The organism is Streptomyces sp. NBC_01261 (assembly GCF_036226385.1).
Classification (GTDB): Bacteria; Actinomycetota; Actinomycetes; order Streptomycetales; family Streptomycetaceae; genus Streptomyces.
Map to the genome: position 1 here is coordinate 10,812,634 of NZ_CP108463.1, position 24,193 is coordinate 10,836,826.

General features: G+C 70.4%; 21 protein-coding genes and 3 pseudogenes. 8 read left to right on the forward strand and 16 right to left on the reverse strand.

Annotated elements, in window-relative coordinates:
- Positions 1 to 177: 177 nt before the first annotated feature.
- Positions 178 to 1,440: an MFS transporter gene (locus OG226_RS48105; RefSeq protein ID WP_329352786.1), complete on the forward strand. Its 1,263-nt coding sequence runs from the start codon at positions 178 to 180 to the stop codon at positions 1,438 to 1,440.
- 26 nt (positions 1,441 to 1,466) lie between these two features.
- On the opposite strand, the gene OG226_RS48110 is transcribed toward OG226_RS48105, so the two are convergent.
- Positions 1,467 to 2,720: an acyltransferase family protein gene (locus OG226_RS48110; protein ID WP_329352787.1), complete on the reverse strand. Its 1,254-nt coding sequence runs from the start codon at positions 2,718 to 2,720 to the stop codon at positions 1,467 to 1,469.
- A 148-nt stretch (positions 2,721 to 2,868) separates the two neighbouring features.
- Between OG226_RS48110 and OG226_RS48115 the strand changes: the two genes are divergently transcribed.
- A complete protein-coding gene (locus OG226_RS48115; protein ID WP_328685841.1) occupies positions 2,869 to 3,438 on the forward strand; it encodes a hypothetical protein in 570 nt (189 codons plus the stop codon).
- Positions 3,439 to 3,544: 106 nt separating this feature from the next.
- Here OG226_RS48115 and OG226_RS48120 read toward each other — a convergent pair whose 3' ends face one another.
- The 3 genes from OG226_RS48120 to OG226_RS48130 form a co-directional block, all read right to left on the reverse strand.
- Positions 3,545 to 3,709, reverse strand: a complete 165-nt coding sequence (locus OG226_RS48120; RefSeq protein ID WP_329352788.1) for a hypothetical protein — start codon at positions 3,707 to 3,709, stop codon at positions 3,545 to 3,547.
- Between the two features lie 87 nt (positions 3,710 to 3,796).
- Positions 3,797 to 5,518: an MFS transporter gene (locus tag OG226_RS48125; protein WP_329352789.1), complete on the reverse strand. Its 1,722-nt coding sequence runs from the start codon at positions 5,516 to 5,518 to the stop codon at positions 3,797 to 3,799.
- A 44-nt stretch (positions 5,519 to 5,562) separates the two neighbouring features.
- On the reverse strand, positions 5,563 to 6,030 hold the full coding sequence (locus OG226_RS48130; RefSeq protein ID WP_328685844.1) for a MarR family winged helix-turn-helix transcriptional regulator: 468 nt from the start codon (positions 6,028 to 6,030) through the stop codon (positions 5,563 to 5,565).
- 88 nt (positions 6,031 to 6,118) lie between these two features.
- On the opposite strand from OG226_RS48130, the gene OG226_RS48135 reads away from it, so the two are divergent.
- Both OG226_RS48135 and OG226_RS48140 read left to right on the forward strand, forming a co-directional pair.
- Positions 6,119 to 6,688, forward strand: a complete 570-nt coding sequence (locus OG226_RS48135; RefSeq protein ID WP_328686641.1) for an RNA polymerase sigma factor — start codon at positions 6,119 to 6,121, stop codon at positions 6,686 to 6,688.
- Positions 6,685 to 7,305 (forward strand): hypothetical protein, encoded by a 621-nt coding sequence (locus OG226_RS48140; protein ID WP_329352790.1) that lies wholly within the window; start codon positions 6,685 to 6,687, stop codon positions 7,303 to 7,305. The genes OG226_RS48135 and OG226_RS48140 overlap by 4 nt, the downstream gene beginning before the upstream one ends.
- A gap of 10 nt (positions 7,306 to 7,315) precedes the next feature.
- Here the strand turns inward: OG226_RS48140 and OG226_RS48145 are convergent, their stop codons facing one another.
- The 7 genes from OG226_RS48145 to OG226_RS48175 all read right to left on the reverse strand — a co-directional run bounded on the left by OG226_RS48145 (position 7,316) and on the right by OG226_RS48175 (position 15,001).
- A complete protein-coding gene (locus OG226_RS48145; RefSeq protein WP_329352791.1) occupies positions 7,316 to 8,164 on the reverse strand; it encodes a PaaX family transcriptional regulator in 849 nt (282 codons plus the stop codon).
- Positions 8,165 to 8,176: 12 nt separating this feature from the next.
- Positions 8,177 to 8,614, reverse strand: a complete 438-nt coding sequence (locus tag OG226_RS48150; protein ID WP_328685847.1) for an acyl-CoA thioesterase — start codon at positions 8,612 to 8,614, stop codon at positions 8,177 to 8,179.
- Positions 8,611 to 10,980 carry a bifunctional salicylyl-CoA 5-hydroxylase/oxidoreductase gene (locus OG226_RS48155; protein ID WP_329352792.1) on the reverse strand — a complete coding sequence of 790 codons (2,370 nt, stop codon included), beginning with the start codon at positions 10,978 to 10,980 and terminating at the stop codon, positions 8,611 to 8,613. Before OG226_RS48155 ends, OG226_RS48150 begins: the two co-directional genes overlap by 4 nt.
- Entirely contained in the window at positions 10,977 to 12,635 is a 1,659-nt protein-coding gene (locus OG226_RS48160) for an AMP-binding protein (RefSeq protein ID WP_329352793.1), read from the reverse strand. The genes OG226_RS48155 and OG226_RS48160 overlap by 4 nt, the downstream gene beginning before the upstream one ends.
- 61 nt (positions 12,636 to 12,696) lie before the next feature.
- Complete coding sequence (locus OG226_RS48165; protein ID WP_329352794.1) at positions 12,697 to 13,662, reverse strand: acyl-CoA thioesterase; 966 nt, start codon at positions 13,660 to 13,662, stop codon at positions 12,697 to 12,699.
- A complete protein-coding gene (locus tag OG226_RS48170) occupies positions 13,659 to 14,144 on the reverse strand; it encodes a cupin domain-containing protein (protein ID WP_328685851.1) in 486 nt (161 codons plus the stop codon). The genes OG226_RS48165 and OG226_RS48170 overlap by 4 nt, the downstream gene beginning before the upstream one ends.
- A 2-nt stretch (positions 14,145 to 14,146) precedes the next feature.
- On the reverse strand, positions 14,147 to 15,001 hold the full coding sequence (locus OG226_RS48175; protein WP_329352795.1) for a fumarylacetoacetate hydrolase family protein: 855 nt from the start codon (positions 14,999 to 15,001) through the stop codon (positions 14,147 to 14,149).
- A gap of 216 nt (positions 15,002 to 15,217) precedes the next feature.
- On the opposite strand from OG226_RS48175, the gene OG226_RS48180 reads away from it, so the two are divergent.
- Positions 15,218 to 15,655, forward strand: coding sequence for a RidA family protein (locus OG226_RS48180; RefSeq protein WP_328685853.1), 438 nt, complete (start codon positions 15,218 to 15,220; stop codon positions 15,653 to 15,655).
- A gap of 265 nt (positions 15,656 to 15,920) precedes the next feature.
- Here OG226_RS48180 and OG226_RS48185 read toward each other — a convergent pair.
- From OG226_RS48185 to OG226_RS48195, 3 genes and pseudogenes are all read right to left on the reverse strand, one after another.
- Positions 15,921 to 16,453 (reverse strand): annotated as a pseudogene (locus tag OG226_RS48185) (hypothetical protein); the annotation flags it as partial.
- A gap of 219 nt (positions 16,454 to 16,672) precedes the next feature.
- Positions 16,673 to 17,638, reverse strand: coding sequence for a hypothetical protein (locus tag OG226_RS48190; protein ID WP_328685855.1), 966 nt, complete (start codon positions 17,636 to 17,638; stop codon positions 16,673 to 16,675).
- Positions 17,639 to 17,821: 183 nt separating this feature from the next.
- Positions 17,822 to 18,721: a helix-turn-helix domain-containing protein gene (locus OG226_RS48195; protein ID WP_328685856.1), complete on the reverse strand. Its 900-nt coding sequence runs from the start codon at positions 18,719 to 18,721 to the stop codon at positions 17,822 to 17,824.
- A 162-nt stretch (positions 18,722 to 18,883) separates the two neighbouring features.
- On the opposite strand from OG226_RS48195, the gene OG226_RS48200 reads away from it, so the two are divergent.
- The 3 genes and pseudogenes from OG226_RS48200 (at position 18,884) to OG226_RS48210 (ending at position 21,002) form a co-directional block, all read left to right on the forward strand.
- Positions 18,884 to 19,270 (forward strand): signal peptidase I, encoded by a 387-nt coding sequence (locus OG226_RS48200; protein WP_329352796.1) that lies wholly within the window; start codon positions 18,884 to 18,886, stop codon positions 19,268 to 19,270.
- A 50-nt stretch (positions 19,271 to 19,320) separates the two neighbouring features.
- Positions 19,321 to 19,830 (forward strand): annotated as a pseudogene (locus OG226_RS48205) (condensation domain-containing protein); the annotation flags it as partial.
- Between the two features lie 75 nt (positions 19,831 to 19,905).
- A pseudogene (locus tag OG226_RS48210) lies at positions 19,906 to 21,002 on the forward strand (IS110 family transposase).
- A gap of 8 nt (positions 21,003 to 21,010) precedes the next feature.
- Here the strand turns inward: OG226_RS48210 and OG226_RS48215 are convergent.
- Both OG226_RS48215 and OG226_RS48220 read right to left on the reverse strand, forming a co-directional pair.
- Complete coding sequence (locus tag OG226_RS48215) at positions 21,011 to 21,328, reverse strand: hypothetical protein (RefSeq protein ID WP_329352797.1); 318 nt, start codon at positions 21,326 to 21,328, stop codon at positions 21,011 to 21,013.
- Positions 21,329 to 21,341: 13 nt separating this feature from the next.
- Positions 21,342 to 24,056: an FAD/NAD(P)-binding protein gene (locus OG226_RS48220; protein WP_329352798.1), complete on the reverse strand. Its 2,715-nt coding sequence runs from the start codon at positions 24,054 to 24,056 to the stop codon at positions 21,342 to 21,344.
- Between the last annotated feature and the right edge of the window lie 137 nt (positions 24,057 to 24,193).

The window sequence follows — 24,193 nt, forward strand, 5'->3', positions numbered from 1 at the left end:
GTCGCGACGAACCGCTCCGGGACGGACCAACGTGCGTCTGGTCCGGAGCGGTTCACCGTGAACCGGGTGAACCGGGCCTTCGCTTTGGCTAGTTGTGGCGGGTGTTCTGCCGGTCCTCGCGTTGCCCAGGCCTATCGCGCCCACCTAGCCTGACCTGCGGACCAAGGGAGGGCCGACATGCTGAAGACCGTCCGGGAACAGGCAGCGGGACTCACCAAGGATCAGCGCAACGCCTTCGTCGCCGCCTACTTGGGCTGGGCGATGGACGCCTTCGACTACTTCCTCGTCGTACTCGTCTACAGCGAGATCGCCGACGACTTCCATGTCTCCCTCACCGACATGGCCTTCCTCACCACGGCCACCCTGGTGATGCGACCGGTCGGCGCCCTCCTCTTCGGCCTGTGGGCGGACCGCAAAGGCCGCCGCACCCCGCTCATGGTCGACGTGGCCTTCTACTCGGTCATCGGATTCGCCTGCGCCTTCGCCCCGAACTACACCGTCCTGCTCGTACTGCGCCTGCTCTACGGCATCGGCATGGGCGGCGAGTGGGGCCTGGGCGCGGCGCTCGCCATGGAGAAGATCCCGGCCGAGCGGCGCGGCTTCTGGTCGGGCCTGCTGCAGAGCGGCTACTCGCTCGGCTATCTGCTCGCCGCCGTGGCGTTCTTCGTCATCGAACCCGCCTTCGGCTGGCGGGGGTTGTTCGCCTTCAGCCTGGTGCCCGCCCTGGTCTCGCTGTGGGTGCGCGCCCGGGTGGAGGAGAGCGAGGTCTGGGAGAAGAGCGTCAAACTCAACCGCACCCCCGCCTACCAGGTGTTCAAGAACCCCGCGGTGCTACGGCGCTTCGTGTACCTGGTGGCGCTGATGACCGCCTTCAACTGGATGTCGCACGGCACCCAGGACATTTACCCCACCTTCGTCAAGAAGGGCCTGGGCCTGTCCCCGGACACCTCGATCGCCATCGCCGTCGTCTACAACATCGGCGCCATCATCGGCGGCATGGTGCTCGGGGCGTACTCCGAGCGGCTGGGGCGACGGCGGACGATCATGATCGCGGCGGCCGCGGGCCTGGTCGTGGTGCCCTTCTTCGTCCTGTCCACCGCCGTGGGCTGGCTGATGCTGTCCTCCTTCCTGATGCAACTGTGCGTACAGGGAGCCTGGGGCGTCATCCCCGCGCACCTCACCGAGATGAGCCCGGACACGATCCGGGGCTTCTATCCCGGCGTCACCTACCAACTCGGCAACCTGATCGCCGCCCTCAACCTGCCGATCCAGGAGGCCATCGCCGAACGGCACGGCTATCCGACGGCGATGGCGTGGACCGTAACTCCCGCCCTGGTCCTGGTGATTGTGCTGAGCGCCGTGGGCAAGGAGGCCAAGGGGATCCGGTTCGGCGGTACGGGGCCGCAGGCGCCGAGCACCGCGGCGGCGGACCCGGCGTAGCTCCGGCGGCGCGTGCAGGGGGCCGGTCACAGGACCGGTGCCCCCGGTCCCGTGGCGACAACCGGCTCCACCCGGCGCACGCGGGACCGACCGCGTCGTAGCAGAGGCCGTTCGACGAGGGCGTACGACGCGAGGGCCGCGGCGAACGTGGCCGCGAGGCCGGTCTGCAGCAGGGCGTCACCGCGCACACCGAGGTCGTGCAGCAGCCGGATGACGGGGTAGTGCCACAGGTACATCCCGTAACTGAGGTTGCGCCCGATCCAGACCATCGCGGACAGCGACAGCAGACGGGTGGGCCATGACCGGGGGCACAGTTCCAGCGCGGCGATCAGGCACGCCGTCAGCAGGGCGGTGGCCAGGAAACCGACCGTGTACCAGGCCGGGTTCCAGCCGTTCACCTCGGTGATCGGGATCTGCCAGGCGATCAGCCCCAGCACCGCGAGCGCGGGCCAGCAGAGCCGACCAGCCCAGCGCCGCAGCGCCGCCAGCCGGGGATCGTCGGCGCGCAGCCTGGCCAGGACGAGGGCGAGAAGGGCGCCGATGAGGAGCTGGTCGGCGCGGGTGTCGGGGCCGTTGTAGATACGGTGCACGGCTGTCGGGTCCCAGAGCACCGTCCGCCAGAGCGCCGGCAGCACGCACAGCACCGCGACGCAGGCCAGCACCACGCGTGCCGTCGCGTGCCGCAGCAGGACGAGGAGCAGCAGCGGCCAGGCGAGATAGAACTGCTCCTCCACGCCGAGGGACCAGGTGTGGCTGAGGGGCGCGGTGAGATCCGAGTACGCTCCCGAGTCCCCGGCCCGTACGAGATTGACCACCGATCCCGCGGCCAGGGCGGCGGCCACCCACGCCCCGCGGAAGAGCGGCAGCGCGAACGACAGGGAGAGCAGGGCGGTGACCGCGCACATCACCAGCAGGGCGGGCATCAGGCGCAGCCACCGGCGCCGGTAGAACGACCACAGTCGGATGCCACCGGTACGGGCGTACTCGCCGATCAGCAGCCGCGTGATGACGAAACCGCTGATCGTGAAGAACACGTCCACACCCACCGAGCCGCCCGGCACCAGGTCCGGCTGCACGTGGTAGACGATCACGAGGAGCACCGCGACCGTCCGCAACCCGTCCAGCCCCGCGACCCGCCCACCACCCCGCAGCGCCGACGAGAAGCCCCGCCCGCCACCTCTGCCCCGTTCCGCGGACGCGGGCACGAGCGGCGGCGCCGCCCGCACATCAGGGCTCTGCTCCGTGGCTTCGTCTACCGTGCTCCGCTGGAGGGTGCTCATACCGGCCGCGTCTGCCCCCGCCTGCGCGGATCACACAAATTCTCATGTTGCGCACAGGTTGGCGTTGCTCGGACGTCGCCTTTCGGACGCCGTATTCCGGCGATTAATGGTCGGCAGACAGGCCGCCTGACTTGGCAGACTGCTCGGCATGGCCAACTCGTATGCGCAGGCAGTGCTGAGGACGACGGATCTTGCCGAGGCACTGCGCGCCGCCGGGCGACTGCTCGAACTCGCCGACACCACGGAACTCGAAGTCGACTTCGAGGCGTGGGTCTCCACGCCCGGAGAGCTGGAGCGGTTGAGCGGTGCGATGCCGGATGCCGAGTGGTTCTCCGACGGAACCGACCGACACGGCTCCTCGAAGGACGGCGGCGTTCCGTCGGAGTGCCTCCCGGTCCTCTTGCGCAGATGGTGCATGGCCCCGGAAACCGTGGAGGAGTTCGTGGCCGCGGCCGGGGACGTCCCCGCCATGGTCCGCTGGGACTTCGCCGGTTGGCCCGAGGCTCCGGAAGTGGGCCTCGGCTCCGGGGGGTGCAGAGGCGCCTACGTGACGGTGTGCATGAACGCACGCGACCTCGACATCTGCTTCGTCAAGGAGCCCGCGCCGGACCACACGCTGTACGTCCACGTGAAGCAGGTCGAGGCCGAACGGGCTCCTTGGCTGGCGGCACAGGTCGGCCTGCGGGTCATCGGGGAACTGGAGATGGCACCCCTCTGAGCGTGCTCGCCGAACGTCCGCCGGCCCATTGGCCAGGAGGACGAGGCGGACATGGTGGCCGTCATGTCGTCCTTCGCGGCGCCCCCGGATCTTCCCCGCTCGGCTCTCAGGCCCCGATCCGGCGGCTGAGCAGGCTGCCCGCGCCGGGTACGACCGTGGGCAGGCCCAGTTCGGCGAGGATGCGGTACGCCGTGGCGGTCGCCGCCGAGAGGACCGGCAGCCCGGACGCCTCCTCCACCGGCCGGATCGACGGCAGCGCGCATCTGGACACAGGTGGACAGGACGAGCGCGTCGGCCCGTGCCAGGTCCAGGCGCCGCCAGTGCTCGCGCAGGTCGACCGGTCGGTGCGCGGTGACGGTCAGGCGGCCCCGTCGCGCAGGGCCGGCAGGGTGGCCGAGGTCAGTTGCCGTGGCGCGTTGTCGGGTTCGACGAGGACGACGGTGCAGGTGGCCGCGTGGGTGAGGGCGGTGGTGAAGCTGCCTTCCGCGAACTGGGTGAGGGGGCCGTGCGGTGAGCGGCCGACGGCGATGGCGCGGGCGCCCGTGTCGGCGGCGTGCCGGGCCAGTACACGGCCGGCCGCGGAGTGGTCGCCGACGGTGGTGAGGATCTGGCCGGTAGCCGGGACACCCTGCCCGGCGAGGCGGTCGAGGTGGGCGGTCACGGCGGCGCGGGCCTGGTCACGCGTCTCCGTGTCGGCGGCCAGTTCCTCGACGAGGGCCGTCAGTTGGACGTGTACGACCTCCAGCGGACTGTGCGTGTCGCGGGCGAGCCGCGCCGCCGCGTCGACGATGGCCGCGGCCTGGTCATGGGCGGAGACGGCGACGACGACCCGAGGCGCGCTCCCGCTCGCGGGCTTGCCGACCGGGATGAGGGTCGGCGCGACCGACTCGCCCTCCCCAGTGCGCTGTTCGGCCTCGCGGAGCAGGTTGTGGCCGCTGGCCAGGACCGGAATGGCCAGCAGGAAAGTGGCCGCGCCCAGATAGAACGGGACGCTCAGATCGGTGGCGTCGGCCAGCTTGCCCGCCACGTACGGCGCCAGACCGCCGCCGATGAAGCGCAGGAAGCCGTACGCGGACGACGCGACGGGCCGCTCCACCGGCGAGACGAGCATGACGGCCTGCGTGGTCAGGGTGTTGTTGATGCCGATGAAGGCGCCGCTGACGATGACCGCCACGATGACCACGGTCGGCGTGGCGACTCCGGCGGCTATCACCGCCATCACCACGGAGAGACCGGCCAGATTGACGTACAGGACGGGTGCGGTGCCGTAGCGCGCCTGGAGGCGTGGGGCGAAGAAGACGCTGAACGCGGCCACGAGCAGTCCCCACCCGGTGAACACGAGACCGAGCCGATGGGCGTCCAGTTCCATCGGATAGGGGGCGTAGCCCAGCATGGTGAAGAAGCCCCAGTTGTAGAGCAGCGCCATGATGCCCATGGTCAGCAGGCCACGGTGCCGCAGTGCCTTCAACGGCGCGAGGGGTGAGGTGACCCGCTCCGGCTTGGGCAGGTCCGGCACGAACACGGCCGTGGCGACGAGCGCGACGGCCATGAGGACCGCGACGCCGAAGAACGGGCCGCGCCAGCTGATGCCGCCCAACTCGCCCCCGAGCAGCGGCCCTACGGCGATACCGAGGCCCAGCGCCGTCTCGTACAGGATGATCGCGCCACCGAACCCGCCGCTGGCCGAGGCCACGATGACGGCCAGGGAGGTGGCGATGAACAGGGCGTTGCCCAGCCCCCAGCCCGCGCGGAAACCGACGATGCCGTTGATGGAACCGGAGGTGCCGGCCAGGGCGGCGAAGACCACGATGACCGCCAGGCCTATGACGAGGGTGCGCTTGGCGCCGAAGCGGCTGGAGAACCAGCCCACGAACAGCATCGCCACCGCCGTCACGATCAGGTAGCTGCTGAACAGCAGGGAGACCTGGCTCGGGGTCGCGTGCAGGCTGTCGGCCAGTGCGGGCAGGATCGGGTCGACGAGACCGATCCCCATGAAGGAGATGACGCAGGCGAACGCGACGGCCCAGACGGCCCTGGGCTGCCGGAACGGGCTGGCGGCATTTCCGTGTGGTGCGCTCATATGTGCTTTTCCTCCAAGGAGTTGAAGGGTGCGGGAGGGCTCTGTCAGGAAGGGGGCCGGTGGTCCTGGATCGCGCGGGCCAGGGCCGGTAGGGCGACCCGCACCGCCTGCTGTTCCGGCTCGCTCAGCTCCGCGATGAGCAGGTCGAGGGCGTGGGCGCGTTCGGCGCGCCGCTGCCGGGAGACCTCCAGGCCCGTGTCGGTCGCCTCCACCAGTACGCCCCGGCCGTCGCTGCGGTCGGCGGTGCGCCGTACCAGGTCGGCGCGCTCCAGGCGGGTGACGAGCTGCGTCATGTTCGGCTGGGAGGCGCCCTCGGCCCGGGCCAGATCGGTCAGCCGGCACGGACCCTCGCGGCCCAGGCGTCCGAGCACGGCGGAGGCGGCCACGCTCAGGCCGCCGGTGACGGCGCTCTGCCGGACGTAGCGGACCATCCTCTCGACGGCGATGATCAGGTCCTCGGGTGAGGCCTCGGGGACCGCCGGCGCCGCTGGATCCATAACCCGCTTATGCATAACGGCATGATGCACTTACATGTAGCTTGAATCAATGTCGGGGCGGAAAGGAACCGGCCGCTGCCGGACAGTACGGGTTGTGGAATCCATGACGGAACAGGAGGCGCGCCGGATGCGGCGGGCGCGCTTCGAAGGACTGGCGCACCTGGTGGTGGAACCGCTGCACCGGTATCTGCTGCGAAGGACGAGCGCCGACATGGTCGATGACGTGCTGTCGGAGACGATGCTGGTGCTGTGGCGTCGGCTCGACGACGTCCCCGGGCTGGGGGAGGAGGCCGAGCCCGATCCGGGTGACGTGCTGCCGTGGTGCTACGGGGTGGCGCGGGGGTGCCTGGCGAACGCCCGGCGGGCCGACGGGCGCAGGCTCCGGCTCGTGGAGCGGCTGGTCAGGACCCAGGAGGAGGCTCCGGCAGGGGCCGCCGATCACAGCGAACTGCATGCCGCGCTCGACGCCCTCGGAGCGCTGGACCGCGAGGTCGTGCGGCTGTGGGCGTGGGAAGGACTGGCGCCGCGGCAGATCGCGGAGGCGACCGGGCTGACGTCCAACGCGGTGAGTATCCGGCTCCATCGGGCGAAGGCGAGACTCGCCGACCGGCTGGGGCGAAAGGATGTCGGACGGCCCGGACACAAGAGGGATGAAGGAAGGAGCAGTCAGTGAATGACGACGAGTTGCTGGCCCGGCTGAAGTCCGCGGACCCGGCACTGACCGGAGTTGCTCCGCCGCCCGACATCAACCGCCTTGTGGAGGACACCTTGAACACCGACACCGCGCTCCAGTCCGCGACCACCGCCGCCGGCATCGCAACCGCGGGATGGGGACGCCGTCGTCTCTTCGGACTCGCGGCGGCCGGACTACTGGTACTGGGCGGCGGCATCACCGGAGGAATCATGGCCAACAGCGGTAACGGCAACGGTCATTCGGCCACGGCCAAGAGCGCGGCCCCGACCGGCGCACTGAAGCTCACCGCCGAGGGCGGCTCCGGCAAGTGCGTGCCGCCCGGCCTCGACACCCTGAGCAAGTACCCGACCCTCTTCGAAGGAACGGCCGTTTCCGTCGAGGGCTCGACGGCCACCTTCCGGGTGGACCGGTGGTTCAAGGGCGGCGACGCCGAGGCGGTCGTCCTCACCAGCGACACCAGGATCCCGGAGACGCTGACGTACACGGAGGGCGGGCACTACATCGTGGGCGCCGAGGACGGCTTCGTCCCGATGTGTGCCGCGATCGAGGCCTCGCCCAAGGACATCGCCGAATTCCGCCAGGCGTTCGGGAAGTGACCCCGCCCGATCACGAGGGGTCGTCCAGCACACTCCGGGCGAACTCGTGCGCGGGGTCCGTCAGGGTGCGCCGGAGCGTGGCGAAGAGGTCCGCCGCCGTCGTGCCGGACCACGTGGCGGGGAGGAGGGAGCTGGGCAGGCCCGGGTCGAGATAGGGCAACCGCCGCCAGGCGGTGAGGACATGGACGTAGTCGATGAACGCGACCCGGTCGGACACCTTGCCCGGCCCGGCCCAACGCCCCGCCATCGGGGTGAACTCGGCGACGAAATCGTCGTAGAGCTTCTGGAGCGCCTCCAAGTCCCACCAGCGGCCCACCTGTTCGGCGGGGTCACCGAAGGCCACGTAGTCGCCGCGGAAGAGGTCGACGTACTGGTCGAGACCGTGGCGGAGCAGGTGGTCGCGGGTGTCGTCGAGCGCGTGGGCCGGGGCGATCCAGATCCCGGACGAGACCGTGCCGAAGCCCAACCAGGCCAGCCGCGAACGGAGTTGGTGCCGGTGCTGGCGTTCGCTCTCCGGCACCGAGAAGACGGCGATGACCCAGCCGTCGTCGGTGACGGCATGGCGCTCGAAGATACGGCGGTCACCTGTCTCCAGCACGGAACGGGCGTACGGCGAGAGCGCGTAGCCCGCGCGGCCGTCCCGGCGCTCGGCCACCAGGATCTCGCGGCGCTTGAGCCGGGAGATCGACGAGCGGACCGCCTGGGCGTCGACGTCGAGTTCGGCGAGCAGACGGATCAGGGTGCTCACGCTGATCCAGCCGCCGACCTCGCGCGCGTAGAGCCCGTACACCGTCACGATCAGGGATCGCGGCGGTGCGGGCTGGCCCGGGCTGTCGTCTTCGAGATCGCTTGCCGTCACGATCGTAGTATTTCAGTGCGCCTGGCCGGCCGCCGATTCCGGCCGGCCGCCCAGCGCCGTACGCCAGGCGGCCGGCCAGGGCGCGCTGCCGCCGGTCGCCTTGTCGGGGACGTGCACGGTGACGTAGCTGCCCCGGGCGGCACGGCGGTCCGGCTCGCCGTCCTCGGTGTTCCGCCACACCTCGAAACCGAAGGTCATCGAGGACCGGCCGAGGCGGATCAGCTCGACCCGCGTCTCGACCTCCTCACCGAACCGGATCGACGCCTCGAACTCGACCTCGTAGCGCACCCTCGGGGCCACCGGGAAGTAGCCCGGGACGCCGTACGCGCGCATCAGCTCGGCCTCCGCCGCCTCGGCGAACCGGACGACGGTGGTGTTGTGGTAGATCCCGGCCGCGTCGGTGTCGATCCACTCCACGCGAGCCCGGTGGACGCCGAACGGGCCGCTCATTCCGCCGCCCCGCCCGGGGTCCACCGCAGGTGCACGGCATCCCGCGGGGCCTCCCGCAGCAGCGCGAGACGCGGACGGACCGCGTCGGTGCGCGAGGTGGGCGGCTTGCGACGACCCGCCGCGAACTGAACCGGCCAGTCGGCACCCGCGCCGCGGTACTCCTGCTCGGCCGCCGCCTGCAGCGTCCACTGCGGGTTGTAGAGATGGGTACGGCCGAGCGCGCACAGGTCGGCCCGCCCGGCGAGCAGGATCGAGTTGACGTCGTCGTACGACGAGATCGCTCCTACGGCGATCACCGCGGCGCCCGCCGGAGCGGCGACCTCGTGCCGGATGCGGTCGGCGAACGGGGTCTGGTACGAGCGGCCGTACGCCGGCCTCTCGTCCTTGGTGACCTGCCCGGACGACACGTCCACCGCCGCCGCGCCGTGCGCGACGAACGCCCGCGCGATCTCCACCGCGTCGTGCTCGGTGTTGCCGTCGGGGGTCCAGTCGGTGGCCGAGATCCGGACCGTGACCGGGCGGTCGGCGGGAAACGCGGACCGGACGGCGTCGAAGACCTCCAGCGGGAAACGCAGCCGGTTCGCGAGGTCGCCGCCGTACTCGTCGGTGCGGTGGTTGGCGATGGGGGAGAGGAAGGAGGAGAGCAAGTAGCCGTGGGCCGCGTGCACTTCGAGCAGGTCGAAGCCCGCTTCGGCGCCCCGCCGGGCGGCGGACACGAAGTCGGCCACGACCGCGTCCATGTCGGCCCGGGTCATCTCGCGCGGCTCGTGGCAGCCCGTGCCGTAGGGCAGCGGGGACGGGCCCACGACCTCCCAGTTGCCCTCGGTGAGGGGCTCGTCAATGCCCTCCCACATGAGGCGGGTTGAGCCCTTGCGGCCCGAATGACCCAGCTGGAGACCGATCTTCGCGGTGCTACGGCCGTGGACGAAGTCGGTGACCCGGGTCCACGCGTCGCGCTGGGTGTCGTTCCACAGGCCCGTGCAACCCGGCGTGATGCGGGCCTCGGGGGAGACGCAGACCATCTCGGTCATGACGAGGCCAGCGCCGCCGAGCGCCTTGGAGCCGAGGTGGACGACGTGGAAATCGTCCGGCACTCCGTCGACGGCGGAGTACATGTCCATCGGCGAGACGATGATCCGGTTCTTCAACTCCAGGCCACCGATGGAGAACGGCTGGAACATCGCCGGGACCGACTCGGTGCGGCCCTGCGCCGCCGCGAAGCCGCGCTCGATCAGGTCGGCGAAGCCGGCGTCGCGGTCCTTCAGGTTGTCGAAGGTGATCCGGCGAGAACGCGTGAGCAGGTTGAAGCAGAACTGCTCGGGGTCCTGGTCGGCGTACCGGCCGATGTTCTCGAACCACTCCAGCGAGGCCTGGGCGGCGCGCTGGGTGGACTCCACCACCGGGCGGCGCTCGGTCTCGTACGCCGTCAACGCCTCGTCCACGGTGGGGTGTTCGTGCAGACACGCGGCGAGCGCGAGGGCGTCCTCCATGGCCAGTTTGGTGCCGGAGCCGATGGAGAAGTGCGCGGTGTGGGCGGCGTCGCCGAGCAGGACCACGTTGTGGTGGTGCCAGCGCTCGTTGCGGACCGTCGTGAAGTTCAGCCAACGGGAGTTGTTGGTCAGGAGGTTGTGCCCGGCGAGCTCGCCGGCGAAGATCTCGCGGATCCGGGTCACCGACCGCTCGTCGCTCACCCCGGGCGGGAACTGAGTCCCCTCCGTCGCGTCGAAGCCGGCCTTGCGCCACACGTCGTCCGCCATCTCGACGATGAACGTCGAACCCGCGTCGGAGAAGGGGTAGCCGTGGATCTGCATGGTCCCGAACTCGGTCTGCTTGACGAGGAACTGGAACGCCTCGAAGACCCGGTCGGTGCCCAGCCACATGTACTTGTTGGTGCGCTGGTCCAGGGAGGGGACGAAGGCGTCGGCGTACTTGGTGCGCACGGCCGAGTTGATGCCGTCGGCCGCGACCACGAGGTCGTAGGAGCCACGCAGTTCGTCCACTTCCGGGGCGAGGGTGCGGTAGTGGACGGTGACGCCGAGTTCGGCGGCCCGCTCCTGGAGGATGTGCAGCAGGTCCTTGCGGGACATCGCCGCGAAGCCCTGGCCGCCGACCGTGAAGGGGTGCCCGTCGAACTCGATGTCGATGTCGGTCCAGCGCGCGAACCGGCTCTCCATCGCGTCGTGCACGACGGTGTCCGCGTTCTCGATGCCGCCGAGGGTCTCGTCGGAGAAGACCACCCCGAAGCCGAAGGTGTCGTCGGGCGCGTTGCGCTCCCACACGGTGATCTCATGGGCGGGGTCGAGCTGCTTCATCAGCGCGGCGAGGTACAGCCCACCAGGCCCGCCGCCCACGATCGCGATCCTCATGCCCGGTTCTCCTTCTCGACGATCCGACGCAGCAGGAAGTGCTGAAGCTTTCCGCTGGTGTTGCGGGGCAGCGCGTCGCAGAAGCGCACCGCCCGGGGGTACTTGTACGGCGCCAGCTGCGCCTTGACGTGGTCCTGGATGTCCTTGACCTTGGCGTCGTCGCCGACGACGCCCTCGACGAGGACGACGAACGCGCAGACCACGGAGCCGCGTTCGGGGTCGGGCTTGGCGACCACGGCCGACTCGACGACGTCCGGGTGGGTGTTGATCGCGGACTCGACCTCGGGGCCGCCGATGTTGTAGCCGGAGGACACGATCATGTTGTCCGTGCGGGTGCGGTAGAAGAAGTAGCCGTCCTCGTCGCGCACGAAGGTGTCGCCGGTGACGTTCCAGCCGTTCACCACGTAGTTCGCCTGGCGCTGGTCGTCGAGATAGCGGCAGCCGACCGGACCGATCACGGCCAGCCGCCCCTCGACACCCGGTCCGACCTCCTCGCCGTCCAGGTCGAGAACGGTGGCGCGGTAGCCGGGAACGGGTCGTCCTGTCGATCCGGGCCGGATGTCGTCACCGGCGGCGGAGATGAAGATGTGGATCATCTCGGTGGCGCCGATGCCGTCGATGACCTTGATCCCGGTCTCGGCGTGGAGCTGCTCCCACACTTCCTCGGGTATGTGCTCCCCGGCACTGACCGCACCGCGCAGACCGTGCAGCCGGTCCGCCTTCCCTGCCTTGAGGATCTGCCGGTACGCCGTCGGCGCGGTCGCGAGCACGGTGACGCCCGCCTCGGCGACCAACTCGGCGAGCGGTTCCGGTGCTACGGCCTCCGTCAACAGCGCGCACGCACCGGCCCGCAGGGCGCAGACGACCAGGATGCCGAGCCCGAAGGTGAAGGCGAGGGGCGCGGTGCACGACACGAGATCGTCGGGCCGTAGGTGGAGCGTGTGGTGGCCGAAGGTGTTGTCGATGGACAGGATGTCGCGGTGGAAGTGGGTGGTGATCTTCGGTACGCCGGTGCTGCCCGAGGTGGGGCCGAAGAGGGCGACGTCGTCCGCGGCGGTGTCGACCGCCGTGAACTCCGCTGGTTTCGCGGCCACTTGGCGCGTCAGGTCGTCGGGTGCGTCGCCGCCGTAGGCCACGATCGTGAGGTCCGGCAGGACGGTGTCGCGTACGGTCTCGACGTCCGCCGTGAAGCGGTGGTCGACCAGGGCGACGGCCGGGCGGGTCTTCTCGACGACCGGGGTGAGTTCGCGGGCGCGCAGGGCCGCCATGGTGGTGACGACGATGCCGCCGGCCTTGAGGGTGCCGAGCCAACAGGCCACGGTCCAGGGGTTGTTGGGGGAACGCAGGAGCACCCTGTTGCCGGGGACCAGACCGACGTCGTCGGTGAGGACGTGGGCGATCTGGTTGGCGCGGCGCAGGAGTTCGCCGTAGGTCCACACCTCGCCCTCGGGCGTGCGCAGGGCTGGACGGTCGGGGCCGAAGCGGGCGGTGGGTACGTCGATCAGCTCGGCGCCGGCGTTGAGGCGCTCGGGGTAACGGAGTTCGTCGGTGGTGAACTCAAGGACGGGCCACTGGGCGCGTGGTGGGAGGTGGTCGCGGGCGAACGTGTCCGGATAGGCGGAGGGCGAGAGGCCCATCTGGTCCAACTGGTCCATCGGGAGGGTCCTTTCCGCAGGCCGGGGGTGGGCCGTGCAGGGATCAGGAGCTGCGTGGGAGTCAAGAGCTGCGGATCAGGCCTTCCTGGACGACGGTGGCCAGGTGGGTACCGGTGGGGGTGAAGAAGCGGCCGACGGCGAGGCCGCGACCGGTGTCGGCGGCGACGGCTTCCTGGGCGTAGAGGAGCCAGCCGTCCATGGGGCCGGGCCGGTGGAACCACATCGCGTGGTCGAGGCTTGCGGTGATGAGTCCGGGCAGGGCCCACGGCAGGTCCAGTACGCGCAGCACGGGTTCGAGGATCGTGTAGTCGCAGACATAGGCCAGCGCGGCGAGGTCGCGCTGCTCGTCGGTGAGCCCGTCGACGGGACGCAGAGCGTCGAACGGCCTGACCCACACCGCCTGTTGGGGTACGCGCTCGCCCTCGACCGTGAGGTAGACGGGTCCGGGCACGTGCCGCATGTCGAAGCTGCGGCCGCCGCTCCAGTACGCCTCGGAGGTGTCGGTCATCGTGCCCCGGGGCGCGGCGGTGTCGCTCAAGTACGCGGCGGAGCTGGGCAGTTCGGTGGGATCCGGTACGCCGACAGGGGGCTCGGCGGTGTAGGTGGCACCCGGCTCGCCCGCGGCGAAGTTGGCGAGGCTGGTGTAGACGGGCTTGCCGTTCTGGAAGCCGCGGACCTGCCGGGTGGCGTAGCCGCGGCCGTCGCGCAGCAGCTCCACCTCGTAACGGACCTCGGCGCCGATGTCGACCGGCCGCAGGAAGTAGGAGTGCATCGAGTGCAGCGTCTTGCCCTCGACCGAGCGCATCGCGGCGGCCGTGGCCTGGGCGACCATGTCACCGCCGTAGGCCTTCGGCCAGGGGCAGGGCTGGGTGGTCGCGGTGAAGGCGAGGTCGAAGTGCTCGGGCTCGGTGGGGGTGAGTGCGATCGCGTCGGTGAAGATCGCCGAGGTCGGGGCGGAGCGGGCGTCCGCGCGGACGTCGGTGCCGGCGGCGCGGGAGTCGGAGCTGGTGCTCTGGGTGTCGTTCACGGCCGGTCCATCCAGTCGCGCAGGTCGGCGTCGGCCACCTCGTCGAGGTTCACCACGATGTTCTCCGGGGTGCGGGTCGTCATCCAGGTGAGTGGGTTGTTGCGGTCGAGGTTGCACTCGACGTGCGGCATGAACGGCGGGACGAAGACCCAGTCGCCCTCCGCGAGGTCGAGGTAGTCCTCGAACCGTTCGCCGAAGTAGATCCGGGCCCGTCCCGAGAGGACGTAGCCGCCGGTCTCGGCCTCGCCGTGGTGGTGCGGCACCGAGCGGTAGCCCGACTCGTTGCTCACCTTCCCGAACCACAGCTTGGTGGCCGGCGTGTGCTGCACGGAGACACCGGAGATCCGGGTCGCCCCGGCGGACTGCCCGGTGGCACCGACCTCCAGACCACCGCGCGTCACGACCGGCACGACCAGGCCGGACTCGTTGGCGTACAGCGAGTTGTCGCCCTCTAGGACGTACTTGGAGAAATCGGGTTCCATGATCAGCTCCTGGAGTCGGTGCGGTGAAGGTCGGTGAGGGCGGAGTCGGTGAGGCGGAAGCGGTTGCGCAGGGTGCCGATGCCGGGGACCTCGGTCTCGACGAGGTCGCTGTCGGCGAGGTGGACCGGCGGGTTCATGCCGGAGCCCACGCCGCCGGGGGTGCCGGTGAGGACGATGTCGCCGGGGCGCAGGACCGTGAAGGTGGAGACGTAGGCGAGCAGCTCGGCGGCGTCGAATACCAGCGTGCTCGTGTTTCCGCGCTGCCGCTCGACGCCGTTGACCCGGCAGATCACCTCTACGCCCGCGACCGGGTCGAGCTCGTCGGGCGTGACGACCACCGGTCCGAGCGGGGTGGTGCGGTCCCATGCCTTGCCCTGGAACCACTGGAGCGTGCGCTTCTGCCAGTCCCGGACGCTGATGTCGTTGGCGACCGTGTATCCGGCGATGGCACGGTCGGCCGTGTCCCGGTCGGCGTTCCTGAGTTCGGCTCCGACCACGACCGCCAGTTCCGCCTCCCAGTCCACGTCGAGGCCGGGTGGGAGGAGCAGGTCGTCCTCGGGGCCGGTGAGCGTGTCGGCGTACTTGGCGAAGAGCGTGGGGTGGGCGGGCAGGTCGCGGCCCATCTCGGTGATGTGGTCGGCGTAGTTCAGGCCGCAGCAGACGACCTTTCGAGGTGACGGCAGGGGCAACACGGGGGTGGCGCCGGGCAGTTCGGACCCGGCGAGGGCGGCGATGCGGTCGGGCTCGGTGGTCGTCAGCAGTACGGAGAGGTCGTCGGCCGGCAGCGCCCGCCAGTGGTCGCCGTCGAGCACGGCGGCCGTGGTGCGGCCTCCGTGGGCCACGGTGGCGAGCTTCATGGGGGTACTCCCTCGGGGTGGTGGCGGTGGCCGGAGCGACCGGGATGCCCGGAGTGGCCGGGCTGCGTTATAGCGAGATTTTCACGACCGTCGAAAACAGTCAATAGATGAGTTAGGCTGCGTGTGTCAGCCCGTCCGGTCCATGCCGACTCCTCCGGTCCATCCGGTCCGTGCGGCTCATCCGGTCCGTCCGATCCATCCGAGGAGCAACCAGCAATGACTCCGATCCCGGTGAACCCGCCCTCGCTCCCCACCCCGAGCGGCTACTCGCACGGCACGCTCAGCGGCAACACGCTGTACCTGGGCGGACAGACGGCCCTGGACGCGGACATGCGGATCGTCCCCGGCGGCATCGTCGAGCAGTTCCGGCAGGCGTTCGGCAACGTGCTCACCACGCTGCGGGCGGCGGGCGGTATCCCCGAGGACCTCGTGAGCCTGACGATCTACCTCACCGACATCCCCGACTACCAGGCGCACGGCAAGGAGATCGGGAAAGCCTGGCGCGAGCTGGCTGGGCCCGTCTATCCGGCGATGGCGGGGATCGGCACGACCGCGCTCTGGCAGGCGGAGGCGATGATCGAGATCCTGGGCGTCGCGGTGATCCCGGACGAGCGGGTTGTCCGGGCGGGGGAGCGGGACACTCCCAGGGTGTGACGTATCGCCTGGCACCGGTGTCCGGAGGTGGTGGGGGCCGGTGCCGCGGGTGCTGCCCTCGGGGCTGACTCCCGCAGCATGTGCGCAGATCCTGACCCGGTCTCCCGGTCTCCCGGTCTGGCGCGGGCGGTCATTCCGCCTTGGGCGCCTCGACGGTGATCTGGCGGTCGTGGAGATCCTTGAGGACCTACTTCGGGGTGTTCTCGTCCTTCGGGGTGTTCTCGTCGACGATTCCGCGTGAGATGTCTTGTCCGCGGCGACAGCGTCGGGTCCGAGGCCGGCCAACCGGCAGACGGACCCGTGTCTTCTGCGGCACGGGGACGAACTGCGGGCTGTCGGCGGCCTGTCCTGCGGTGCGTACGAGTGACAGCGGACGGCACCTGCGGTCAGCGGCGAGATGAATCTTGCTCGTCAGTCCACCGCGGGATCTACCGAGCAGGGCTTGGTCCGAGCGGGGCCTGCGCCGTCGCCTGACACGCCGTCGCTCTTCCTGCTCGGGGCTGTCGCTGCCGTCCCGTCCGTTCTGTTCTGGCGGGCCGCCCCCTTTTGCCGGGTCCGCTCCTGCTCGGCGGCGGCTTCCCCGAGGGCGTCCATGACGTCCTTGCCGATGTGCATCCCGGCTGTGCCGTGGTGGGCGCGGGCGGTGGCGGAGTCCACGCCTACTTGGGACAAGTCCGCCTGTCCCCGGCGGGCGGCCTCCGCGATCATGCCTTCCAGGAGAGCGGAGAAGACCCCGGCGTCCCGCCAGACGCGAAAGCGCCCGTAGACCGTCGGCCACGGTCCGAACCCGGACGGCATCTCTCGTCACTCGGCACTGGACGGGAACCGCCAGAGCACCCCCTCGAATTGCTCCCGTAGCTGCACGGGGTACGGGCCGTACCCGCCTATCGGCAGGTACGGCTCGATTAACTCCCATTGCTCGTCGGTGAGTTGCCTACGCGTCACACCCAGCGTCCTACCAGGTCCTGCACCCGCACGGAACCAGAACCTGAGACTGATCACGACATCACACAGGCCCTAGTCGTTCAGGCGGGCGAGGATCAGGTTGGGGTCCTTGGCCGTGACGTAGGCGGCGCTCAGGACATACACGGTGTCGCCGCGCAGGGCGATGGATGTGGGGTTCTGCAGGCCGTCGGCCGAGGTCAGCAGGGTGGAGTGGGTGCCGTCGGGCTGGACGAGGGCGACCTCGCTCGGGCCGTTGAGGGCGGCCAGCAGTTGGTCGCCGTGGCCGGTGAAGGCGAAGTCGTCGATCCCCGGCAGACCGGTGGCCTCGGTCCGGACCTTGCCGGGGCCACCGTCCCGGCGGATGGGGATGCGCAGCACGGTGCCCTTGTCGAGGTTGGTTGCCCAGACCGCGCCGTTGTGGATCTTCAGGCCGTTGGCGCCCAGGAATCCGGTGGAGGCCAGTTCGGGGGCGCTGGACCAGGTGGTGGGGGTACCGCCGGTGGTGGGCACGCTCCAGATGGCGCCGCGCACGGAGTCGGTGACGTAGAGGATGTGGGTGCGAGGGTCCAGCGCCAGACCGTTGGGCAGGCCGTCCGCCGGTAGCGCGGCGATCCGCTGCGGTTCCCCGCCGGGGCGCAGGCGCCACACGCCGGTGAGATCGGGGGTGCCGGTGGCGTAGAGGAAGTACAGGGTGCCGTCGTGGGCGCGGACGATGCCGACGGTCAGCGGGAATCCCAGGACCGGGGTGTGGACGCCCCCGTCGGCGGGCTCGGGCAGGGTGGCAAGGATCCGGATGGCGCCCTTGGGGGAGACCTCGGCGATCTGGCGGCTCTCGGCGAAGGTGACGTACGCGGAGCCGCCCGGTGCCAGGGCGATGTTCTCCGGTGTCTGCCCCTTGGCCAGGTCGAAGTGCACGGCGGTCCGCACGCTGCTCAGCGGGGAGGAGACGGCCGACGCCGAAGTCGGGGTGAGCGCCGCGGCACCGGCCGCGACGATGACGGCCGCCGAGAGAGCGGACGTGGAGAGCTTCTTGAACATGGTTCCTTCACTGGATTTCGGGCATACGGCGGCAACGCGCCGACGCCGGGGACAGGTGGATGGGATCTGACCGGGGCCGTGCGGCTCCCGGGACGGTGCCCGGAGGCGGCCGATCGGCGGCCGTGTCCGGGTGGGACGGGTACGTAGAGGTGCCGGCTGAGCGTCAGCCGGCGGTGTGCGACGTCAGCCGGCGTCGGCCCGGGCCCCCGACCGAGGATGCTCGGCCGGGACGGTACTTCGGGTGACGGCCTGGGCGAGCAGGGCCAGCGCGGCCCGCGAGGGCGAGCCCGCCTCCGTGGTGGCGACCACGACGTGGGGGCCCGGCCCGTGGCTCAAGGTCTGCTGCACGACGGTCAGTCGGCCGACCAGCGGGTGCCGCATCTCGTAGGTGGCGACGGTGCACGCCTTGACCCGATGGTCGGCCCACAGGGACGCGAACTCACCGCTCCTCGCGCTCAGTTCGCCCAGCAACGCGTGCAGTGCCGTGTCCTGCGGATGCCGGGCCGCCACCAGGCGCAGATTCCCCACGACCGCCCTGGCCTTGCCCGGCCAGTCCGCGTACAGGTCACGGGTGTGCGCGTCGAGGAACACCAGCCGGGCCATGTTGGGGCGCCGCGCCGGCAGTTCAGGGGCGCCGGGATCCAGGTGTCCGGCGAACAGCGCGTGACCCAGGCGGTTCCACGCCAGCACGTCACCGCGCCGGCCGAGCACGAGCGCTGGAGCCTCCGCGAGCACGTCCAGCAACTGAGCCGTCGCCTCCGTGACACGCTCCGGCCCGGGCCGCCGCCCCCGAGAGCGAGGCCGTTCCACCCGGGCCAGGTCGTGCAGGTACCGCCGCTCGGACTCGTCCAGCCGCAGCGCCCCGGCGAGCGCGTCCAACACCTCGGGCGAGGCGCTCAGCGAGTGCCCCTGTTCCAACCGGGTGTAGTACGAGGCGCTCACGCCGGCCAACAGCGCCAACTCCTCACGCCGAAGACCAGGCACCCGCCGGCGCTCCCCGTAGGTGGGCACACCGACATCCTCGGGACGCAGTTGGGAGCGCCGCGCCTGGAGGAAGTCCCCGAGCTGTGATTTACCGGTCATGGATCCGAGTATGGGCCGGGGAGAAAGGCATAACCTGCCCCAACTGTGGATAGGCACCAGCGGGTCAGGCTCCGCCGCGGGACCGCTGTCGAAACCGGGTCCGACGACCCGGCGTCCCTGATGGGCCCGCCGCCCAGTGATCGACTGCTAGCGTGCCGCCGCATGGAAGACGGCGTGTACGTGGGTAATGCGGGCAAGGACGCGGCACTGGACCGGGGGTGGCTGCTCGGTCACTTCAAGGAGCAGGGCGGTCCGCGCCACAGCGATGCCGTGGAGGTCAAGTGGGGCGTTCACCCACGTGGCGAACAGCGGGCGCAGTGGGTGAAGGGCGAGGTGCGGACCACCTTCCTCGTGTTGATCTCGGGCCGCTTCCGTATGGAGTTCCCCGGTCGCAGCGTGCTGCTGGAAGGGCAGGGCGACTATGTCGTCTGGGGGCAGGGCGTGGATCACTCCTGGGCCGCGGAGGAGGAGTCCGTGGTGCTGACCCTGCGCTGGCCTTCTGTGCCCGGATACGCCGTGCCGAAGGAAGACGAGCGGAAGAGTCCGTAAAGCGTGGGCAAGAAAGCGATGTGACCAGGTGATTGGCCACGGAGGGTGACGTGCGCCAGCACGTCGACCCGCCGGGCGCGGGGTTCTCCCTGGCCTTCGAGGACCTCACCGACATCCCCGGCCCGAACCGCGACGCAGGTGTGTCCTCCCGCCAACTCGACGAGGCACGGCGGCCGTTCGACCGCGAAGCAGGCCCGCTCGGACGCGGCCGTCTGCTCGCCCTGGGGCCCGAGCGCCACGTACTCCTGCTGACGTTCCACCACAGCATCTACGACGGCGTCTCGATGAACGTCATGATGGACGAACTCGGGCATCTCTACGAGGCGTTCGCGGCCGACGCCCCAAACCTGCTGCCGCCGCTGGTGGCGCAGTACGCCGACCATGTGCGGACCCAGCGCCAAGCCGTCCTCCGCGGCGGACTCGGCGACCAGGGGGTGTACTGGCGGCGCGCGCTGCACGACGCGCCGCCCGTCCTGGAACTGCCCCTCGACCGTCCACGGCCGACGGAACAGCAATACGACGGCGGCCGGGCCGAGTTCGCCCTCGCCCTCGGCGTCGGCGTCGGCGTCGGCGCCGACGTCACGGCCGGGCGCCGCGGCCGGGCCAGACAGCGCGGCGCCACCCCCTTCGTTGCCCTGCTGGCCGGCGTCGACGCCGGCAAAGGCCATCACCACTGCGCGGTGATCGACGAAAGCGGCAAGCACCTCCTGTCGCGGCGCGTGGCGAACGACGAAGAGGAACTGCTGAGGCTGCTTGCTGACACCCTTGCCCTGGGGCGTGCTCTACATCCCGGGCATGGCGGTCAACCGAGCCTCGGAGCGCTACCGGGGTGAGGGGAAGACCGACGCCAAGGACGCGGCGATCATCGCTGATCAGGCCCGGATTCGCCGAGACCTTCAGGTTCTTCGACCTGGCGATGAACTCGTGGCCGAACTCAAGATCCTCACCCGCCACCGTCGAGATTTGGCAGACGACCGCACCCGTGTGGTCAACCGCCCGCGAGGTCACCTCACCGGGATCTTTCCCGACTTGGAACGGGCCTCGGACCTGACCAACACAGGGCCGCTGATATTGCTCACCGGCTACCAGACGTGGCCATCCGGCGAGCCGGTGTCCGTCGTCTGGAAACCTGGCTGCGCAACCGCAAGGTCCGCGGCGCCGCCCAACTGGCCACGGCTGCCATGGAGGCTGCTGAGCACCAACAGACAAGCGTGTTCGGCGAGAAGCCGACAGCCCACTGGTGCACACCCTGGCGAAGGAGGTGATGCGCCTGAATGGGCAGGTCGCCGACAGCGACAAGCTGATCGAGGTCCGGTTTCGCGAGCACCGGGCCTCGAAGGTGATCACGAGCATGCCCGGCATCGGGCCGTTGCTTGGCGCCGAATTCCTCGCGTCCACCGGCGGAGACATGGCGGTCTTCGGCACCCCAGACCGCGTGGCAGGCTTCGCCGGCACGGCCCCAGCCCCACGCGACTCAGGTCGAATCAGCGGGAACCTTCACCGACCGAAGCGATACAGCGGAGGACTCCAACGCGCCTTCTGCACATCGGCGTTGATCAGCATCCGCTACTGCGACGAGTCCCGCCGCTTCTACCATCGCCAACGCGTCGAGGGTAAACGGCAGACCCAGGCCGTGCTCGCTCTCGCCCGACGACGGGTCAACGTTCGGTGGGCCCTGCTCCGTGACGGGCGGTGCTGCGAACCGTCACCGCCCGTCACGGCAGCGGCTTGACAATAAGATTAGTAATCGTCGAGAGGCGTGGGCAGGGGCCAGCCGGTGAGGTGGGACAAGGCGCTGATGAGTTCCATGAGGTCCTGATAGTCGCGTCGGTCGTTGCCCTGAGCGGTGCGATAGACGCTGCCTTGCCAGGGACCGTCCCCAGGGGAGATGACGATCTTGCGCGAAGGTCCTTTTTTGTCCACGATTGCAATTCCGCTCAGAAGAAAGCCGCTTTTCGAGTCGCTACGGGAGATGGTTTCACGATCATCTCTTTGTTCAAAAGCGCGGCGGCGACGATCGCCGTGTCCGGCCGGCTCGAACTGCGGGCCTGCCTTCACTCGTTCGCGGCCGTCAGGCCGGGAGTGCCGCGAGCCGGCGTCGGTCGTGCGGGGAGAAGCGGCGGTCCAGACGTTGCTGTAGGCGCTTTCTGGCCGTGTCGCACCGGCCTGCCGAGACCAGCGCGTACAGCAGGGTCTCTTCGACGATCTCGCGTTGCGCGGCGCTGCCGCCGACAGTCGGTAGTTTCGGCAGGAGACGTTCAAGCTGCTGTGCCGCCCGGGGCCACGCCTCTTCCACGAGGTTCTCGAACGCCTCGCACAGCGGTGCGATGACGTCCCGTTGGGCGAGGTCGGCGGTCCGGGCGTGGGAGTGCAGGCGTCGCAGCCCCGGCAGGTCGCCCGCCGCGGTAAGCGCGATCGCGGCGTGCAGGGCGGTGAAAGCGGTGGCCGGCCGTTCGAACGCGTCGGCGGCGACCGCGTCCACGACGTCGGTGATGGGGAGGCGACCTTGCCAGGAACCGGTCAGCCACGCTCGCCACAGCAAGGAGCCGGAATCCACGAGCGCGCGGACCCCTGTGACCTTTCCGGGCGCCAGCTGAGTCGTCCACCTGCGGCGAACAGCCGCGCTGTCGTCGAGAGCCAGTTCGTGAAGAGCCGCGTGCCAGGAGAAGTGGGCTCGGTGCGTGGCCCCCCGGCCGTGGCCGCCGAGCCAGTCGTCCAGCCTGCTGCGCCCCACGGCGTGGTCGCCCTGTTCGTAGTGCACGTGGGCGAGCGCGTGCATGGCGTGGCCCGAGTTGGGCTCCTCTGCCAGCGCCTGCTCGGCCAGCTGACCGGCCTCGTCGAAACGGCCCTCTTCCTGACGCATGAAAGCGAGCAGGGAGGTGTGGAACCAGTGACCGCCGTGTGCGGGCGCGGTCTGTTCCACCAGTCGTCGGGCGGTGCCGTTATGGGCATCGTGCAGCCCCGCGAACGCGATGGTGGGGACTGCCGCGGCGAGGGCGAGCCGGTCGCCGGGCCATGCGTCGAGGTAGCGGAGCAGGGCGGCGTCCGCCTCCTGGGCTTGGCCTCTGACGCGCTGCGCCACCATGTCGACGAATGCGCGCTCACGGTCGTCGGCTCGCTCGGCGGCGCACCGGCGGGCCTGTGCCAAGGCGCGGGGGATGTCCACGTCGGCACCGCCTTCGTACCCGATCAGAGCGAGGGCCGCATGGGCGACGGCGAATCCCGGATCGAGTGTCGTGGCGCGGCGGAAGGCCTTCTCGGCGCCCGCCTGCACCTTGAGCATGCGTTCGGTTCCCTTGCGGTACGCGGCCGCAGCCGCAGAGTGGGTGGTGAGCGGGAGTCCAGCACCGTCCGAGGGACGCCGCCTGGTGCGCGGGTTCGGCGAGTCGGTCGCGTCCCGGAAGGCGGGAAGCGCGAGAACGCGGGCCGCCACCTCGGCCGCCTGGACGCGGATCTCAGGGATCGCGGTGGTCTCCCACAGTTCGCCCTGGCGCGGTGCGCCCAGCGTCCACAAAGGGTGACGCGGGTGCCCGGCCTCGTCGCAGAGCTGTCCGTGACGGGTGGCCACGCCGATGCCGAGAGGACCCGGTACCGCCAGACCGTGTCGCCGCAGGTTGCGCCACAGCACATCGGTGGACTGCGCCAGCGGCAGGCCCCTTCCCGTGCAGTCGATGATCCAGCCCACGGTGAGGCGGTGGCCGTCGCTGAGGTCGATGGCCCAGCTGGTGGGGGTGAGGGGGTGCGCGGCGGTGACTTCCGCACGGCGCGTGTGCAGACGGTGGGTCCGGCGCATCCGGGCCAGCACCTCCGCGGTCGTCGGTGGCATGCGGTGGCGGTGCGTGTTCCATACGGAGGCGTCATGGCGCAGGAATTCGGCGCGGTCGTCGGGGGACAGGGAGGCCCACAGCTGCGCGGTGCGGGGGCGCAGCCCGTCCACGGCGGGACGCCAGTCGCCCTGGGCGCGCTGGACCCGGCTGATGTGGCGGTGCACCGCGGCGCGCAGCATGGGCAGGCCGAGGGCCGTCGGCAACTCGTCGCTCGGCACCGGCGGCAGTGGGGTGACCAGATGGGCCTGGGGGAGCAGCCCCGTACGGGAGACGGCGTACACGGTGCGGCCGGCTCGTTCCAGGTGCAGAGCCACATCGACGGCGGTGAGCCCAGTGCCGACGAGCAGTACGTCGTCCGTGCACCCGGGGGCGGCGGGGGCGTCCAGGACGCCGGGTGCCCACGCGTCGGCGACGAAGCGGTCGCAGGTGCGCAGGGGAGCGGGCAGCCTGGCGGAGGAGGTGGAGGTCGGGCCGACTGCGAGCACAACGCCGTCCGCCTCGGCGGTGGTGCCGTCGGCCAGCTCCATCCGGGCGGTACAGCCGTGGAAGTGACAGTCGGTCACTCGGGTACGCAGCCGCCGGATCTCCGCCACGCCGTGCGCGGCGATGATGGCCTGACCGAGAGTGTCCGCGAGGTAGGCGCCGTAGCGATAGCGGGAGACGAAGTCGGCCGCGGTGATCTCGGGTTGGCCGTGCCGGCACAGCCAGCGCACGAAGTGACCGGGATCGTCCGGATAACAACTCATGCCTCCGGCGGGCACGTTCAGCAGATGGCGCGGATCGCGGCTGGCGTACGCCCTGCCGCGCCCGGCTTCCGGCGCCGGGTCGATGAGCAGTATCCGCAACGGGATGTGCCGGCGCATGGCGATCTCGCAGAGCTGGATGGCGGCCAGGGTGCCGGCCGCGCCCACTCCCACGACGGCCACGGTTCCCCGGATGACGGATGCGGATGACGTCATGCTGCCTCCTGCCCGGTGCGACGAGTTGGCTTCGTACGACGCCGGGGCAGGTGTGCGCGCCGGCGGAGTGCTTGACGGAGAGACGGATCCGGCGGGAGGGACCCGCTTCGAGGAACGGAGCGGGCCCTGCGTGCGCC

Coding starts and splice junctions, on each gene's coding strand:
- OG226_RS48130 (WP_328685844.1), bottom strand. CDS start 6,030: ATGCATAAGCGGGTTATGGATCCAGCGGCGCCGGCGGTCCCCGAGGCC.
- OG226_RS48155 (WP_329352792.1), bottom strand. CDS start 10,980: ATGAGGATCGCGATCGTGGGCGGCGGGCCTGGTGGGCTGTACCTCGCC.
- OG226_RS48115 (WP_328685841.1), top strand. CDS start 2,869: ATGGCCAACTCGTATGCGCAGGCAGTGCTGAGGACGACGGATCTTGCC.
- OG226_RS48160 (WP_329352793.1), bottom strand. CDS start 12,635: ATGGACCAGTTGGACCAGATGGGCCTCTCGCCCTCCGCCTATCCGGAC.
- OG226_RS48150 (WP_328685847.1), bottom strand. CDS start 8,614: ATGAGCGGCCCGTTCGGCGTCCACCGGGCTCGCGTGGAGTGGATCGAC.
- OG226_RS48190 (WP_328685855.1), bottom strand. CDS start 17,638: ATGTTCAAGAAGCTCTCCACGTCCGCTCTCTCGGCGGCCGTCATCGTC.
- OG226_RS48135 (WP_328686641.1), top strand. CDS start 6,119: ATGACGGAACAGGAGGCGCGCCGGATGCGGCGGGCGCGCTTCGAAGGA.
- OG226_RS48125 (WP_329352789.1), bottom strand. CDS start 5,518: ATGAGCGCACCACACGGAAATGCCGCCAGCCCGTTCCGGCAGCCCAGG.
- OG226_RS48195 (WP_328685856.1), bottom strand. CDS start 18,721: ATGACCGGTAAATCACAGCTCGGGGACTTCCTCCAGGCGCGGCGCTCC.
- OG226_RS48170 (WP_328685851.1), bottom strand. CDS start 14,144: ATGGAACCCGATTTCTCCAAGTACGTCCTAGAGGGCGACAACTCGCTG.
- OG226_RS48105 (WP_329352786.1), top strand. CDS start 178: ATGCTGAAGACCGTCCGGGAACAGGCAGCGGGACTCACCAAGGATCAG.
- OG226_RS48200 (WP_329352796.1), top strand. CDS start 18,884: ATGGAAGACGGCGTGTACGTGGGTAATGCGGGCAAGGACGCGGCACTG.
- OG226_RS48220 (WP_329352798.1), bottom strand. CDS start 24,056: ATGACGTCATCCGCATCCGTCATCCGGGGAACCGTGGCCGTCGTGGGA.
- OG226_RS48175 (WP_329352795.1), bottom strand. CDS start 15,001: ATGAAGCTCGCCACCGTGGCCCACGGAGGCCGCACCACGGCCGCCGTG.
- OG226_RS48180 (WP_328685853.1), top strand. CDS start 15,218: ATGACTCCGATCCCGGTGAACCCGCCCTCGCTCCCCACCCCGAGCGGC.
- OG226_RS48110 (WP_329352787.1), bottom strand. CDS start 2,720: ATGAGCACCCTCCAGCGGAGCACGGTAGACGAAGCCACGGAGCAGAGC.